Source organism: Hymenobacter ruber (genome assembly GCF_054783255.1).
In genome coordinates this window covers 701,435-717,082 of record NZ_BAAGQX010000002.1, presented here as the reverse complement: position 1 = coordinate 717,082, position 15,648 = coordinate 701,435, and the positions used below count along the sequence as shown (strand labels likewise).

Annotated in this window: 15 protein-coding genes and 1 riboswitch; of the genes, 9 read left to right on the top strand and 6 right to left on the bottom strand. The window is 63.1% G+C overall.

Features of this window, described 5'->3' with window-relative positions:
• Window positions 1-27: 27 nt before the first annotated feature.
• The 4 genes from cobA to ACYVM5_RS03705 form a co-directional block, all read right to left on the bottom strand.
• Complete coding sequence (gene cobA / locus ACYVM5_RS03720; RefSeq protein WP_460616833.1) at window positions 28-837, bottom strand: uroporphyrinogen-III C-methyltransferase; 810 nt, start codon at window positions 835-837, stop codon at window positions 28-30.
• Window positions 838-852: 15 nt separating this feature from the next.
• The gene (locus ACYVM5_RS03715; RefSeq protein ID WP_460616832.1) at window positions 853-2,145 is read right to left on the bottom strand and encodes a sulfate adenylyltransferase subunit 1; all 1,293 of its coding nucleotides are present in this window, start codon (window positions 2,143-2,145) and stop codon (window positions 853-855) included.
• Window positions 2,146-2,255: 110 nt separating this feature from the next.
• Complete coding sequence (gene cysD, locus ACYVM5_RS03710; protein ID WP_460616831.1) at window positions 2,256-3,170, bottom strand: sulfate adenylyltransferase subunit CysD; 915 nt, start codon at window positions 3,168-3,170, stop codon at window positions 2,256-2,258.
• A gap of 138 nt (window positions 3,171-3,308) precedes the next feature.
• Window positions 3,309-4,067 (bottom strand): phosphoadenosine phosphosulfate reductase family protein, encoded by a 759-nt coding sequence (locus tag ACYVM5_RS03705; protein ID WP_460616830.1) that lies wholly within the window; start codon window positions 4,065-4,067, stop codon window positions 3,309-3,311.
• 269 nt (window positions 4,068-4,336) lie between these two features.
• Window positions 4,337-4,425, bottom strand: a riboswitch (SAM riboswitch).
• A 204-nt stretch (window positions 4,426-4,629) separates the two neighbouring features.
• On the opposite strand from ACYVM5_RS03705, the gene ACYVM5_RS03700 reads away from it, so the two are divergent.
• The 5 genes from ACYVM5_RS03700 (at window position 4,630) to ACYVM5_RS03680 (ending at window position 8,512) form a co-directional block, all read left to right on the top strand.
• Window positions 4,630-5,208, top strand: a complete 579-nt coding sequence (locus ACYVM5_RS03700) for an RNA polymerase sigma factor (RefSeq protein WP_198067510.1) — start codon at window positions 4,630-4,632, stop codon at window positions 5,206-5,208.
• 128 nt (window positions 5,209-5,336) lie between these two features.
• Window positions 5,337-6,122, top strand: a complete 786-nt coding sequence (locus tag ACYVM5_RS03695; RefSeq protein WP_460616829.1) for a hypothetical protein — start codon at window positions 5,337-5,339, stop codon at window positions 6,120-6,122.
• Window positions 6,119-7,411: a hypothetical protein gene (locus tag ACYVM5_RS03690; RefSeq protein ID WP_460616828.1), complete on the top strand. Its 1,293-nt coding sequence runs from the start codon at window positions 6,119-6,121 to the stop codon at window positions 7,409-7,411. Before ACYVM5_RS03695 ends, ACYVM5_RS03690 begins: the two co-directional genes overlap by 4 nt.
• A 59-nt stretch (window positions 7,412-7,470) precedes the next feature.
• A complete protein-coding gene (locus ACYVM5_RS03685) occupies window positions 7,471-7,998 on the top strand; it encodes a PPC domain-containing DNA-binding protein (RefSeq protein WP_460616827.1) in 528 nt (175 codons plus the stop codon).
• Window positions 7,999-8,014: 16 nt separating this feature from the next.
• Window positions 8,015-8,512, top strand: a complete 498-nt coding sequence (locus ACYVM5_RS03680; protein WP_460616826.1) for a PaaI family thioesterase — start codon at window positions 8,015-8,017, stop codon at window positions 8,510-8,512.
• A 221-nt stretch (window positions 8,513-8,733) separates the two neighbouring features.
• Here ACYVM5_RS03680 and ACYVM5_RS03675 read toward each other — a convergent pair whose 3' ends face one another.
• Both ACYVM5_RS03675 and ACYVM5_RS03670 read right to left on the bottom strand, forming a co-directional pair.
• Window positions 8,734-10,260, bottom strand: a complete 1,527-nt coding sequence (locus tag ACYVM5_RS03675; protein ID WP_460616825.1) for a DNA integrity scanning protein DisA nucleotide-binding domain protein — start codon at window positions 10,258-10,260, stop codon at window positions 8,734-8,736.
• Between the two features lie 208 nt (window positions 10,261-10,468).
• The gene (locus tag ACYVM5_RS03670) at window positions 10,469-11,284 is read right to left on the bottom strand and encodes an energy transducer TonB (RefSeq protein ID WP_460616824.1); all 816 of its coding nucleotides are present in this window, start codon (window positions 11,282-11,284) and stop codon (window positions 10,469-10,471) included.
• A 185-nt stretch (window positions 11,285-11,469) separates the two neighbouring features.
• Here ACYVM5_RS03670 and ACYVM5_RS03665 point away from each other — a divergent pair, with 185 nt between their 5' ends.
• The 4 genes from ACYVM5_RS03665 (at window position 11,470) to ACYVM5_RS03650 (ending at window position 15,610) form a co-directional block, all read left to right on the top strand.
• Window positions 11,470-11,880 (top strand): RidA family protein, encoded by a 411-nt coding sequence (locus ACYVM5_RS03665; RefSeq protein ID WP_460616823.1) that lies wholly within the window; start codon window positions 11,470-11,472, stop codon window positions 11,878-11,880.
• A 57-nt stretch (window positions 11,881-11,937) separates the two neighbouring features.
• Complete coding sequence (locus ACYVM5_RS03660) at window positions 11,938-12,900, top strand: bestrophin family protein (protein WP_460616822.1); 963 nt, start codon at window positions 11,938-11,940, stop codon at window positions 12,898-12,900.
• A gap of 139 nt (window positions 12,901-13,039) precedes the next feature.
• Entirely contained in the window at window positions 13,040-13,324 is a 285-nt protein-coding gene (locus ACYVM5_RS03655) for a hypothetical protein (protein WP_460616821.1), read from the top strand.
• A gap of 132 nt (window positions 13,325-13,456) precedes the next feature.
• Window positions 13,457-15,610, top strand: a complete 2,154-nt coding sequence (locus tag ACYVM5_RS03650; RefSeq protein WP_460616820.1) for an FUSC family membrane protein — start codon at window positions 13,457-13,459, stop codon at window positions 15,608-15,610.
• Window positions 15,611-15,648: the final 38 nt, after the last annotated feature.

Sequence of the window (15,648 nt, the reverse complement as noted above, 5' to 3'; positions counted from 1 at the left end):
AGGGGAGACTCAAGGACGCAGTTGTGCCTAAGCCACTTTCGCGTAATTCAACAGTTCCGGGAGCAGCTCTGCAGGCACTTCAGCCGCTTCTGTAGCTGGTTGCTTCATCAGCCGCACCACCTCGCCCAGCACAATCACGGCCGGTGCGCCCAGGCCGGCGGTGCTGGCCCGTTCGGCGATATTGGCCACGGTGCCGGCCGCCACGCGGGCCGTGGGCAGGGTGCCATTTTGGATAATGGCTGCCGGAACCGCAGCTCCACCGTAGCGGGCAAAAAGTGCTACGATTTCCGGCAACCGGCTCATTCCCATTAGAATGATGGTGGTGACGCTGGGCGTCTGAGCGGCTTCGAGCAACGCGGTGGAAAGCTGGTCGTCGGCGGTGGTAGCCGTCAGCACCCGAAATCCTTCGCTCAGGCCACGGTGCGTGGCCGGAATGCCCACGCTGCCCGCCGCCGCCACCGCGCTGCTGATACCCGGCACGTAGTCCGCAGCCAGCCCGTGGGCTTCGGCATAGAGCATTTCCTCGCGGCCCCGCCCAAATACGAACGGGTCACCACCCTTCAGCCGCACGACGTGGCCGTGGCGGTAGGCTTGCTGCACAATCAGGTCGTTGATGCCTTCCTGGGTATAAGCCTTAAAACCGCTGCGCTTGCCCACGAAAATCAGTGGCACACCGGGCCGAACGTGAGCCAGCAGCGCATCATTCGCCAGCGCATCATACAGCACCACATCGGCCGCAGCCAGGGCTTTGGCGCCGCGCAGGGTCAGGAGGTCCGGGTCGCCGGGCCCGGCCCCTACAACGGTCAGGCGAGGCAGGAAAAGAGGGGAATCAGCCATGATGGGTATCAAATGCTAGATGGAAAAAGCCGCTTCGGCCAGCACTTCGTCCGTGAAATACTCGGGGTCGGTGGCGGCGACAAGGCCGGCGGCGAGGGTTGCGCCGGTCTGCTCATCGACGAGGATGAAGGCGCCCGTCACGCGGTTCTGGCGGTACTCGTCCACCACCAGGGGTAGGGCGGTTTTGAGGCGTACCCGCACGATGTCGTTCAGCCGGGCTTCGTCGGTGCCCTGACTTTCGAAGGTTTCGATGTTGGTTTTTTGCAGGATGGTGGTCACGGCTGCCTTCACCATAGCCGCGTGGTGCTGCACCAGCAGCTTGCGGCCGGCACGCAGGGGCCGCTCATCCATCCAGCACAGGGTGGCTTCCAGCTCGCGCACCACGGCCGGATGGGCGGCGGTGGGCACGATGGTATCGCCCCGGCTCACGTCCACGTCGTCGCGCAGGCGCAGCACCACACCTTGTGGGGCGCTGGCGGCGGCCACTTCCTGCTGGTTCACCTCAATGGCCTCAATCACCGTTTCCAAGCCCGAAGGCCAGATGCGCACCCGGTCGCCAGCCTGGTAAGTACCGCTCTGAATCCGGCCGGCGTAGCCCCGGTAGTCGGGCAATTCCTCCGTCTGGGGCCGAATCACATATTGCACCTGAAAGCGGGGCTCATTCGGGTTGGCATCAATGGCGGCCGGCACGCTTTCGAGGTGTTCCAGCAGGCTGGGACCCTGGTACCAAGGCAAGCAGTTCGAGCGGCGCACCACGTTGTCGCCGTTGAGCGCGCTGAGCGGAATGGCTACCACATTCGGCAACCGCAACTGCTCGGCAATAGCTTGATAATCGGCCACGATGTTGCGGAAAACAACTTCCTCGTGGCCCACCAAATCCATCTTGTTCACGGCTAGCACGAAGTGCTGAATACCCAGCAGCGAGGCCAGCAGCGTGTGCCGCCGGGTCTGCTCAATTACGCCCTGGCGGGCATCCACGAGCACAATGGCGAGGTCGGCATTGCTCGCGCCGGTCACCATGTTGCGGGTGTACTGCACGTGGCCCGGCGCGTCGGTGATGATGAACTTGCGGCGCGGCGTGGTGAAGTATTTGTGGGCTACGTCGATGGTGATACCCTGCTCGCGCTCAGCCTTCAGGCCATCGGTTAGCAGCGCCAAATCAACATCGCCGCCGGTGGTGGCGCGGCGCTTTTCCAGCGTTGCCAGTACATCAAGGGAAACGGAGTCGCTGTCATAAAGCAGACGGCCAATGAGCGTGCTTTTGCCATCGTCAACACTGCCGCAGGTGATAAATCGGAGAAGGTCCATTTTTGGTGCTTGGTTTTTAGTGCTTGGTTTCTGGCGCTCGGTTGATAATCCGGGGCTTTGTGTGGCATTAGAACAGCCAAGCACCAAGCACCGGAAACCAAGCACCAACCTTAGAAATACCCGTTGCGCTTCCGGTCTTCCATCCCCGTTTCGGAGAGGTTGTCATCCAGCCGCGTCGCCCCACGCTCGCTCACTTTGGCCAGCAACAGGTCCTGGATGATGTCGTCCACGGAAGAAGCGTCGCTTTCCACGGCAGCAGTGCAGGTGGAGTCGCCCACGGTGCGGAAGCGCACGCGGCGGTTCACGATTTCGTCGGTTTCGTCCAGGTTCAGGTGTTCGCTGAAACCCAGGAGCTGGCCGCTGGGCAGCACCACGCACTGGCGCTCGTGCGAGAAGTAAATGTCTGGCAGCTTGATATTTTCGCGCTGGATGTAGTTCCACACGTCCAGCTCGGTCCAGTTTGAGATGGGGAACACGCGCACGTTTTCGCCCTTCTGGATGCGGCCGTTGTAGATGTTCCAGAGCTCCGGCCGCTGGCGCTTGGGGTCCCATTGGCCGAAGTCGTCGCGCACCGAAAAGATGCGCTCCTTGGCGCGGGCCTTCTCTTCATCGCGCCGCGCCCCGCCGATGCAGGCGTCGAACTCGAATTCCTCAATCACGTCGAGTAGCGTGTAGGTTTGGAGTGGGTTGCGGCTGGGGTATTTGCCGCCCGGCTCATGCAAGCCGCGCTCCCGAATGGTATCCTCCACCCGGCGCACAATCAGTTTCTCGCCCAGGTGCGCTGCCAGCTCATCGCGGTAGTTGATGATTTCCTCGAAGTTGTGGCCCGTATCAATGTGCACCAGCGGAAACGGGAACCGGCCCGGACGGAAGGCTTTTTCGGCCAGTCGGGTGAGGGCAATGGAATCTTTGCCGCCGGAAAACAAAAGTGCAGGCCGCTCGAACTGCCCGGCCACTTCACGTAGGATATGAATAGCTTCGGCCTCCAGACGGTCGAGGTAATCGAGATAAGCAGCGGTTGGCATTGGCATAGGAAGTCATGGTCCGAAAAAATCGGACGAAATTGAAAAACCGGAAGAGGTGGGTGGGATAAGGCCCGCACGCGGTGCCTTTGGGGAAGAAAATAGTGCCAGCAGACTTGCCGCTGGCGCATCGGTTCGGGCCTAGCCTAGCAATTGCTCCACCACCGGGTCGAGGCCCTGGTGGGCGGCGGTGGCGTGCAGGCCGCACTCCTTGGCAGCGGCATCTTCCCACCACCAGCGGCCGGCGCGGAAGTCCTCGCCCGGCGCAATGGCGCGGGTACAAGGCGCGCAGCCGATGCTCACGAATCCTTTGTTATGCAGCGGATTAACCGGAATGCCATTGGCCTGCGCAAAGGCCACGCACTCGGCCCAGGCCCAGCCGAAGAGCGGGTGCACTTTGATGAGCCCGTGGCCGGCATCCCACTCAGCGGGGTGCATGGTCTGGCGGTTCTGCGATTGCTCGGCGCGGATACCCGTTACCCACACCTGCTGGCCGGCCAGCGCCCGCGTCAGCGGCTCCACCTTGCGGATGTTGCAGCACTCTTTCCGGTTCTCAATGCTCTCGTAGAAGCTGTTGGGGCCTTTTTGGCGGGTCAGCTCCTCAATGGCCGCGCCGTTGGGGGCGAAGACTTCGATGGGCTTTTCGTAACGCAGCAAGGTCTTGTTCCAGGTCGAATAAGTCTCCTGGAAATTGCGGCCCGTATCGAGCGTGAACACCCGGATGGGCAGGTCGTTTTCGAAGATGAAATGTGTGAGTATCTGGTCCTCCAGGCCGAAGGAGGTGGAAAACGAGACGCGGCCGGGGAAGTGGTCGGCCAGCAGGGCCAGCGTTTCTGGTACTGAGCACTCGGGCAGGTAGCGGCGCAGGTCAGCAACCTGACTTTCAAGGGGTAATGCCATGATGGGAAGGGGAGTTTTTCTCCGCAGAAAAAACCAAACTGGGCCGTGGAGGCCGCAAAAACCCGCTACGCGTCGCGCAATGAATCAATCACCACAAAAGGGATAGCGGGGTGGCCGTCGCAACGGCCGCCGGAAGAGAAGCCCTAGTTCAACAACCAGCAATCTTCCCCGGCATAGCGGCCAGAGAACAGCACATGCAACAGCACATTCGGCGCGAAGCGGCGAGGGTGGCGGAGTGCAGGCGGGGATTGGTGGATGTGCTCACGGCGTTTTTATATGTCAGGACTTGGCACCGTTCCAACGGATGGGGGTTGCCGGCGTTTCGTCGAGCCTGTCTCTCCGCGCCTCTGTATAAAAATGAATAGCGCCCCAAACGAGGGTTGCTGGGCAAATGTAAAGGACGAAAATGCGAAATGCCAAAATTTTGTTTCGCGGAGATGAAACTGCCGGCTGCGCAAAAGGTTTGGCGGCCGTGCATTCGCCGCGTAATTTGCCGTGCAACCCCTGAACCTGCCGCGTGGTCTATGGGTTGCTTAAGCACTTCTAATACCCCGTTTTCTGCATGGAAGCCCTAGCCCACTCCGCCTACGTCGACATCAACGCCCCACTGGTGGAGCGCTGCCGCCTCAACGACCGCCAGGCCCAGGCCGAAATTTACCGGCGCTATTCCAAGGCCATGTTCAACGCCGCCCTGCGCATCACCGGCGACTATGCCGAGGCCGAAGATGTGCTTCAGGAGTCGTTTCTGAGTGCTTTTCGGGAGTTGAGCGGCTATAAGGGCGACTCGTCGTTCGGGGCCTGGCTGAAGCGCATTGTGGTGAACAAAAGCATCAACTGCCTGCGGCAGCGGCGGCTGGCGCTGGTGCCGCTGGGCGAGCAGCACCACGAAGAACCCGCCGAATCCGCCGCGCACTCGCCCGAGGACGAGGCCGATATGCACTACCGCGCCGACGTGCTGCGCCGCTGCATTCAGGAGCTGCCCGACGGCTACCGCGTGGTGCTCAGCCTGTATTTGCTGGAGGGCTACGACCACCTCGAAATCGCCGGCATCCTGGGCATTTCCGAATCTACTTCCAAATCGCAGTACAGCCGGGCACGGGTTCGGCTGCGCGAATTAGCCGCCCAGCGCGGCCTTAGCTAAGTTTTTATCCGTTATCACTAGTCGTTTAACCGTTCACTACCCTTCATCCGTTTTCGCCCGGCCGCGGTTTTCGTATAGCCCCGTGGCCCGCCCTGAACCTGGACGAACCGTGCGTCTGCTACTCATTCATGGATACCAAGAAAAATAATTCCCTTGAAACCTTCGTCGAGCGGCACCGCGCCGATTTCGACACCCACGAGCCGCGCCCCGACCTCTGGGCCGCGCTGGAGGAGCAGCTCAACGCCGCCACGCCCGCGCCCCAAATCCCGGCCATGCGCGTGGCCGAGGCTGTGGAAGTGCCGTTTGTGGCACCCGTGGCCGTTGTGGTTCCCGTTGCTCAGCCCGAAGCTCGTCTCCGCTGGTTTCAGCGCTACGGCGTAGCGGCCGCTCTGGCCCTGCTGGTGTTCGCCGCCGGGGCCAGCGAAGCCTGGAAGTCTCGCAGTGCCGCGCCCGAAACGGCCGCGGCTGCCGCGCCGGTCGCCACGCTCGGCAGCGCCGCCAATGAACCCGACGCGGCCCTATATCAGGGCGGTAACCCGCTTTCTCTCACCGCCGCCGAGCACACCACCGGGGCCGATAGCCAGCTGGTACGGGCCGTGCGCGGTATGGAAGCCTACTACACCAACCAACTGGCCCGCCGCCAAACCGAGCTGAGCCAGCTGAGTGGCCCCGGCATGGCCGCCATGAACGCCGACTGGCAGCACGAGCTGGTTTCGCTCGATTCCAGCTACCGCGAGCTCAAGCAGCAACTGCTGCACCACCCGCAGCCCGATGCCGTGCTCACGGCCATGAACCGCAACCTGCAAATCCGCCTCGATATTCTGGACCGGCAGCTGAACCTCGGCAACAACGCCCAGGCCGCGCCCAACAATAGCTCTTACGTGCTGGCCGATAGCCGGCGCCAGGCCGAATGAACCATGACATGGGCTTCCGAATGGGCCGCCTGTTGGTGCTGTGCGGCGGGCTGCTGGGCCTGTTGAGCCCGCGCAGCGTTCAGGCGCAGGACCGCCAGACCCGTTGGGTAGTGGTGGGCCACGGCGTGGCCATCAATATTCTTGCCCCCGAAGCGCGCCGCGCCGAAGCTGCTTTGTTTGGTCCGGAGCCGGAACCCGAGCAACAGAATCAGCTGCAACCCCAGGCGCAGCAGAACCCGCTGGTGGACCAAACCGACGGGCAGGGCAGCGCCAGCCTGCAGGTAGAGCAGCGCCGCCACTTGGTGCGCAGCTACGTGGTGCCGAAAACCGGCCGTCCGTTTTCGCTCGATACGCGCTACGGCCGGGTGCAAATCAATACCTGGAATAAGAAGGAAATAAAGGTGGATGCCGAGCTGGTGGCGCGCTCGGAGAGCGACGCCGGCGCCCGCCAGATTCTTGATGCGCTGGGCGTGCAGTGGCTTGATTACGACGCCAAAACCGGCGGCGTGGCCGTGAGCACGCAGTTTGGCCCCGCGCTGCGCGGCCGGGCCGGTGGCTGCCGCTACGAGGTGAATTACACCGTGTGGCTGCCCCGCACCACTGCCCTGAAAATCTACAACAACTTCGGCGAAGTGACCCTGGCTGGCGATGTAAGCGGCCCCACCGAGCTGGCCGTGGAATACGGCACCCTGCGCACCGCCCGCCTCGAAGGCCCCCGCAACCTCATCCGCATCGGCAACGGCGACTGCCGCATTGCCTTCGCCAGCCGCGCCAGCATTGATGCCAGCTACGCCCAGCTGCGCCTCGACACGGGCACGACGGTGGACCTGCGCAACAATTATTCGGACGTGGACATTGGAACGGTGCAGGACCTGACCGTGCACAGCAAGTACGGCGACGTGGCCCTGGGCACCGTGCGCAACCTGCGCGGCTCGTCGGGCTACTCGCGCTTCACCATCGAAAAACTCGACGAAGCCCTCGACATGGCCCTGCGCTACTGCCCCGATTTTGTGGTGCGCGACATGGGCGCCAACTTCCGTCAGGTGAACCTCGACGGCGGTTTCAGCACCATCCGGCTGGGCTTTGCCGAAACGCCTGCCTTCCGCTTCGATGTGAGCACCGAGCAAGGTCAACTGCTGGTCGATAAAAACTTAGTTCGCGTACTCTCGCAGGAAAACGGACCGCAAACCAGCGACGTGCTGGGCACGTTCGGGGCGGCCGCCCCGGCCCGGGGAGCCGGCAATGTGAATATCAAAGTGCGCTACGGAACGGTGCGGTTCAGCAAGTAACTGGTAAGAGAATGCAATGAGAACGTCAGGCTGCGCTCAGCATGACGTTCTTTGGGGTAATGTCGACCCGCCTCGTTCTCTTGTTTTCCCTGCTGGCCACCTCCGCGCTGGCCCAAACCCCGGCCCCCGTGCCCGCCGCCCCACATTCCGCCCTCAAAACCTACGCCCTGCGCCTGCGCCCCGGCGACGACCTGCGCCAGCAGCTCACCGCCTTCGCGCAGAAAAACCACATTGTGGCCGGCACTATGATAACCTGCGTGGGCAGTCTCACGGTGGCCACGCTGCGGCTGGCCAACCAGGAAGGCCCCTCAGTTTACAAAGGGCATTTTGAGATTGTGTCGCTGGTCGGCACGCTCTCCACCAATGGCTCGCACCTGCACTTGGCCGTTTCGGATAGCACAGGCCGCACCATCGGCGGGCACTTGCTGGATGGCTGTAAAGTGTACACCACCGCCGAAATTGTGCTGGGCGAACTGCCGCAGCTGGAGTTTCGGCGCGAGAAGGACGACACGTTTGGTTACCAGGAGCTGGTGGTGCGGCCGGCATCCGGCCCCGCCGATGAGAAGGGCAAAGCGCGCAAGCACTAAAACGTACCTTCGCCCCATGACCACCGCCCTCGACACCCCGCAAGCCGCCGCCTTCCGCCGCCAGGTTCTGAACCCCATGAAGCTGCGGCTGTTTATGCTGCGCAAGCTGCCCATGGCGTGGCTGGCGGGCCTGCGCCTCACGCAGCTCACACCGGAGGCGGCCACGGTCACCATCCGCTACAAATACCTTACGCAGAACCCGTTTCATAGCCTCTATTTCGCTTGCCTGGCTATGGCGGCGGAGTTGGCCAGCGGCATTCAGGCCATGATGCACGTGCAGGCGGGCGGGCCGGTTTCGATGCTGGTGGTGGGCATTCAGGGTGATTTCACGAAGAAAGCCGTGGGCCTCATTGCCTTCACCTGCCCCGATGGCTCCTTTATCGCCCAGGCCATTGCCGAAAGCCGCGCTACCGGCGAAGGCCGCACCGTGGTGTGCACCAGCACGGGCGTGGATGAGTCCGGCGACGTGGTAGCGGTGTTCAAGCTGACCTGGTCGTTTCGGGCGAAGAAGTAGGTCCTTCGTTTGTCATTGCGAGCGAAGCGCGGCAATCCGTCCTCTCATTGGCGACTAGCCCTGAGTTATGACAACCGAAGGTCAGCGAATCCAAAGCCATTTTACCAACAAAAAGCCCCGATACTACGAAGTGTCGGGGCTTTCTGATATAAGAAGGTTTTTACAGGACGGATTGCCGCGTTTCGCTCGCAATGACAAATGCCTCCTCGTTCTGACAACGCTTACTCCTGCACCGACGAAATCACGTCCACCATCCCGTCCTCGCTCACCACAATGGCGATGCAGGGATAATCGGAGCTTTCCACGTAGCGCAAGGCCGAGTTGTAGCGCGCGCCGCGGGTGCCGTCGCCCCGGCCCGAGGCGCGGCCGTCCAGAATCACGCCGATGGAGTAGCAGTAGCCCTCGGGGTCGAGCAGTACCGCGCCGTCGATGCTGGTGACGAGGCGCGTGATGAGCGGCGTGAGCGGCACGGGCTCGATGAGCGTGCATTGCAGCTTGAGGCGGTCGGCTTCGGCCAGGGCCTCGGTGGTGATGACCAGGAGCGTGCCGTGCTTCTGGCGGCTGGCTTCGAGCACCACGTCCCAGAGACGCTCCACTTTGGGCGCATCGGTGAGGGCAAAGGTGCGTTTGAGCGACTTGCGAAAGGCCGTGCGGCTGAGGCGCGTGCGCGGCAGGCCCGGCAGGCCGTAGTGCGAGCGCATGAGCACCTGCCCGGCGTGTTGCAGCTCCCAGGCATAGTGCGTCACGAAACTGATGCAGAACAAATCTTCGCGCACGGCATCGTAGTGGCCTATCTGGCGGCCCAGCGCATACACGTTCTCACCGTCGGCGAGCAGGTGCACGTCGGGCGTGGTCATTTCCAGTAGCTTGCGCACGGCGCGATAGTCGGTGAGCTCGGTGGGGCAGGTGAGGGCGAAGATTTCCTCAATGTTGGGGTGGCCGCGCTTGGCCAGCAGCAGCTTACCCACGCCCTCGGCCCCCTCGTAGCGCAGGCTGCTGATGGTGTTGCAGGTGGCAAAGAGCTTGGTGGTGGCCGGGTCGAGGCCCAAGGCCTGGGCGGGCGTGTCGAGGAAGGTTTTGCCGGCGGCGCGCAGAAGCTCCTCGCTTTCGCGGGGCCGCACGAAGATGCTGGCCCCCGGCTCGGGCTCGCTCAGGGCCTTCACGCCTTCCTCGTTGAAGCGGTGTACGGCGGCTAGCAGCAGCGACGGCGCCAGCGGCTTGCCGTCGGTGTAGTAGCGCGACGGCTGTAGCGAGGGATAAGTCTTCAACGGCTTGCGCAGCAGGCGCAGCACCGTCACCACAAAGTAGCCGTTGATTTCCACCGGCCAGCCACCAAAGTGCTGGTACTGGCCCTGCTCGTCAATCTCATTCAGGGTTTCCTGCACCGCATCCCGGATGCCGATGCCCTGATGCTTGCGCCGGATGGCCGCGACGGGCACGTCGTCGCGGTCGGGGAAGGGCCAGGGCGTGGTGAGCTGCTTTACGCGGCCCCGGGCCACGGCATCCGAAAAGGCCGCGCCCGGCAGGCTGGTGTCGGTGGGCTCAATGCAGCGGGCGGGATGCGCGTCGTCGGCGGGCAAGGCCAGCAGTATCACAAACGGCTTCAGGTCATCGTCGAGCGCATCAAATAAGTCCTGCGCCAATGCCTGCGCGCCCTCGCGATAGCGCACTTGGTGGGGCCAGATTTGGGCCGGCGGGGCGATGGTGAGCGGGTGCTTGGATGAAGTGAAGGAGCAGGAAGAGAGCATGGGCGGGCGAGGCGAAGGGTGGGGCAGGATGAAAAAACTCCCCTCCTTACCAAGGAGGGGATGTTCGAGCCGAAGGCTCGAACGGGGGTGGTTGTAGGCGTTGAACAGTTTACGTGGTAATGCCAGCAGTTGTCATCCAACGCCCACAACCACCCCAGTGTCCGCTTCGCGGCCACGTCCCCTCCTTGGTAAGGAGGGGAGTTTTAACCTACAGCTGGAATAGAACAGGCAACACCATCTTTTGCTTCATCGGCTTGCCCTGAAACATCGCGGGCTCCCATTTCGGGGCGGCCTTTATCAGGCGCAGAGCTTCCTCGTCCAGCCCGGAGCCCATCTTCTTGATAACGCGGGCATCGGTCAGGCTGCCATCTTGTTGCACCATGAATTCAACCATGACCTTGCCCTGGATTTTGCGCTGGCGGGCCAGGGCGGGATACTTCTGATTTTTTTCAATCCAATCGAAAAAAGCCTGATTGCCGCCCACGGGCTGGGTGGGGCGGTCGGGGGCTACCACGGCGGGGCGGTCGGGGTTGGCCGAGGCGGCAATGTCGGCCGCCGAGGTGGTGATGGGCCGCTCCTTGGCCGGCCCGCCGATGGTGACGGTGCTGCCCGGCGACATCACGAACGACACGGGCACCACCACGCGCTGGCGCACCACCTGGTTGCGGTGCTTGGCGGGCGTCCACTTCGGGCCGCTTTTGATGAGGCGAATGGCTTCGGCATCGAGCTCGGGGGCCACGGGCGTTTCCACCTTCACCTCGTTCACGGTGCCGGTTTTTTCTACCACAAAGCTCACCTTCACCGTGCCCTGAATGCCCTTCTGCATGGCGCTGGCGGGGTATTTCTGGTGCGAGGCCAGGAACTGGGCGTAGCGCTCGGTGCCGCCCAGGGGCACGGCGGGCTGCTGCACCGAGTCGTACACGGTATTGGCGGTGGGCTTGGGCGGCATCTTGCGCTTCTGGGCGTGGGCTGCTAGGCTGCAGAAACTAAGGCCGCCAAGCAGCAGGAGCATCGGGGTTTTCATGCGTAGAAAAGGGAGAAGGGGAGGGGGAATTGAAAAAGACAGTTGCAGCGCAAAGGCCGTGCCCGCCGAAATAGTGCCGGCGGACCTTGCAAAGAACGGCAGCCCGCGCCCCGTCTGGTTTCGCCTTCCCTGCTATTATGACGTTCTTTGAAGCGAAATACTGCATCCCTCAACGCATAAATAACATGACAACCGAAAGCCGCGCCCCCGAACCCGTGGGCGCTTACCCCTACACCCGCCGCGTGGGCAACCTGTTGTTTCTATCCGGCGTGGGGCCGCGCCAGCGCGGCCAGAAGGCCATTCCTGGCGTAGAGCTGGCCGCCGATGGCACCATCGTGCGCTACGACTTTGAAAGCCAGTGCCGCGCCGTATTCCAGAACGTGCGTTACATTCTGGAAGAGGCCGGGGCTGCGTGGGATGATTTGGTGGACGTGACCGTATTCCTGACCAACATGAAGGACGACTTTCCGACCTACAACCGCCTCTACGCCGAGTACTTCGCCACGGCCCAGCCCTGCCGCACCACCCTCGAAATAAACTGCCTGCCTACGCCCATCGCCATCGAGCTGAAGTGCATCGCTGCGCTGCCGAATTAATTGGGATTTAATGCTTTTAGTGCAACACCCCGGAAGTTTTAGCGGTTATTGCCCCTCATGTATATCCGTAAAAACCTTCGCTGGAGCGTAGTATGGCGCTTGACGCGCCGCAGCCTGCTCATTTTTCTCATTTACAATACGCTGGTGTGCCTGCTCTACGGGCCGCTCAACGTGCACGTCCTCGACATTCCGTGGCAGCCTGTGGCGCTACTTGGTACGGCCGTGGCTTTCTACATCGGCTTCAAAAGCAACGGCTCCTACGACCGGTTCTGGGAGGGCCGGCAGCTCTGGGGCAGCATCGTGAACACGAGCCGCGTGTGGGCCATCCGCACCTTCGATTTTGTGCAGGCCGTACCCGACGGCGTGGGCCCCGACCCACGCTACCTCACCGAACTGCACCGCCGCCTGCTCTACCGCCAGATTGCCTGGGTGAATGCCCTACGGCTGCACCTGCGCCGCCAGACCACCGCCCTCTGGGACACCGAAGTGGCGCCCTTTCTGCCCCCCAACGAAGCCGAGCAAGCCAAAAACCTCAGCAACCCGCCCACCCATCTGCTGCGCCGCCAGAGCGTGGAGCTGCGCGAGCTCTACAAGCGCGGCCTGCTCACCGAGTTCCGCCAGGTGGCCCTGATGCAGACCATCCAGGACCTGCTCAATGCCCAGGGCGGCTGCGAGCGCATCAAGAATACGCCGTTCCCGCGCCAGTTTGCCTATTTCAGCTTCGTGTTTGTGTGGGTGTTTGCGGCCATTCTGCCGCTGGGCTTGGTGGAGGAATTCGACAGCCGCCTGGCGCTGGGCCAGTACCACGTCTGGCTGATGGTGCCCTTCTCCGTACTCGTGTCGTGGGTGTTCAACGTGATTGAAGTGGTGGGCCACACCAGCGAAAACCCCTTCGAAAACGACATTTACGACGTGCCGATGACGTCCATCTGCCGCAGCATCGAAATCGACCTGCGCGAGTTGCTCGAAGAAACCCAGCTGCCGCCCCGGATTGAGCCGGTGAACGACGTGCTGTATTAAGGCACGCGGATAGCCGGTGCAAAACCGGCGGCGCAATTGCCAAAGCATCGCCGCTGCCTATCGGACGGGCTTGCGCCGGGCAAAGTCCGGCAGAGGTTAATTACCCCTTCTGCAATCATAAGGCTGTATTTTTGGCGTCATGAGAGCTTCGTTGACTTTTGCCTATGCCCGCCGTGCTGCGCTGCTCGTCGGCCTGGCGCTGCCCGCCTGCCAGGTCGACCAGCAGCGCCTGGCCCGCCTCGAAGCCGTGCAGGCTCAGCAAACTCAGGAGCTGGCCCGCCTGCGCCGCCAGCTGGCCGACAAGGAAGAGGAAGTGGCCGAGCTCGAAACCTGCGTGGATGACCTGGAAAGCGCCGTGTACGACGACGGGGATTCAACGGCTTACGACGACGAGCCCGACCGCCCCACGCTGAAACAGCTGTAGCGCGGACTCTGTAGTCCGCGACTCCGCGCCGTTAAAGCTGTTCAGACTCGCGGACTACAGAGTCCGCGCTACAGCTGGCTAACCCATTTGGCCCATCTTCGCGTTAATTGCCGCATTACCCGTTCTCGCTGCATGAACCACCAGACGCGCCGCCTCCGCTACTTTTTCTCCGGCCAGAATTTTTCCGATGGAGTGCGCATCACGGTATCCATCCTATTGCCGGCGGTGCTGCTGGGGCAGTGGGGCCACTTTGCCGAGGGGCTGAGCATCTCGACCGGGGCCGTGTGCGTGAGCGTGACCGACACGCCCGGCCCCGCCGCCCACCGCCGCAACGGCATGCTGGCCGCCTTGGTGCTGGTGGGCACCACCGCGCTGCTCACGAGCGTGGCCGCCCTCAACGTCTGGACGCTGGCCCTGGAAGTCGGGGTACTGAGCTTCGGGCTGACCATGCTGCTGGTGTGGGGCGCCCGGGCCGGGGCCGTGGGCACCGCCGCCCTGCTCAATGTGGTGCTGCTGCTGGCCCACCCGCCCGCGCTGGCCAATGCGCCGGCCCACGCGGGCCTGCTCCTGCTGGGCGGCATCTGGTACGCAGGGCTGGCCATGCTGGCCTATCAGGTGCGGCCCTACCGCCCGGCCCAGCAGGCGCTGGGCGAGTGCATTCATGCCCTGGCGCGGTTTCTCGACCTCAAAGCCAAGTTTTACAACACCGCCACGGCGCTGGATGAGGACTACCGCCAGCTGGTGGCCCAGCAAGTAGTGGTGAACGAAAAGCAGGAAGCCGTGCGCGACCTGCTCTTTCGCACCCGCCAGATTGTGAACGAAACCACCACCACCGGCCGCCGCCTGGTGCTCACTTTCGTGGAAACGGTGGACCTGTACGAGCGCATCACGGTGGGGTATTACGACTATTCGGCCGTGCGCGAAACCTTCGCCCACACCGGCATTCTGGACGATGTGGCCCGGCTCATCCGGCACGTTGCCACCGAACTTGACCACCTCGGCGTGGCCATCCAGACCAACCACGCGCACCCCGGCACCGGCCCCGTGCTCACCGCCGAGTGGGACCGCCTGCAAGCCCGCATCAGCGCCCTCGACGGCCCCGCGACTGGCAATGGAAACACGCTGGTATTGAAAAAAATACTGGTGAACCTGCGCGACATCATCCGGCGCGTGGGCAACATCCGCCGTTACTTCGATGAGGCTCTTTCGGCTGCCGCGCCCGCCGCCAGCCGCGCCGCCGAGCACACCCAATTTGTGGCCCGGCAGGAGATTGAGCTGCGTGCCCTGGGCCAGAACCTCACCATGAAATCGGCCGTGTTCCGCCACGCCGTGCGCATGATGGTGGCCTGCCTGGTGGCCTACGCCGTGGCCGAAACCCTGTGGCACGGCCAGCACAACTACTGGATTCTGATGACGGTGACCATCATGCTCAAGCCCGGCTTCAGCCTCACGCGGCAGCGCAACACCGAGCGCATCATCGGCACGCTGGCGGGCGGGGCGCTGGGCGGGCTCATCCTGTGGGCGGTGCCGTGGCCCGAGGCCCGGTTTGCCATTCTGGTGGTGTTTATGGTGGTGGCGTATAGCTTCCAGCGCACCGTGTACCTGGTCACGGTGGTGTTTCTGACGGCGTATCTGCTCATCATGTTCCGGTTTTTGGGGCTGAGCTACTTGGGCGTGGCGCAGGAGCGCATCGTTGATACGTTGATGGGCTGCGCCATCGCGTTTTCGGCCGGCTATTTCCTGTTTCCCAGCTGGGAATCGGAACGGCTCACCGATTACATGGCCGCCGCCCTGCGCGCCAACCTGGCCTACCTGCGCCAGCTGGCCGACCGCCTCGCCGGCCGCCCCCTCACGCCCAACAACTACCGCCTGCTGCGCAAGGAGGTGTACGTGAGCGGGGCCAACCTCGCGGCGGCCTTCCAGCGCATGCTCACCGAGCCCAAAAGCAAGCAGCACCACCCCACTGAAACCCACGAATTTGTGGTGCTGAACCATATTCTCTCCTCCAACATCGCGGCCCTCACCGGCACCTTGCGCGAGGCCGCGCCCGCCGTGCCGCCCTTCCCGCCCGACAGCCGCCGCGCCCTCACCAGCGCCGTGGCGGCCCTTAGCAAAAGCCTGACCCGTATTGCGCCCAGCGCGGCTCCGCCCGCCGTGGAGCTGGCCGCGCCCGAGCCCAACATCTCCGTGGAAGCCGCCGACGACAAGCTGCTGCTGGAGCAGCTCACGTTTCTGCAGAAGGTGAGTGGGGATATCGGGAAAGTAACGGAGGTGCTGGCGGGGTAGGGGCAAAGCGGTGAGGAGGAACGGTCATGCTGAGCGCA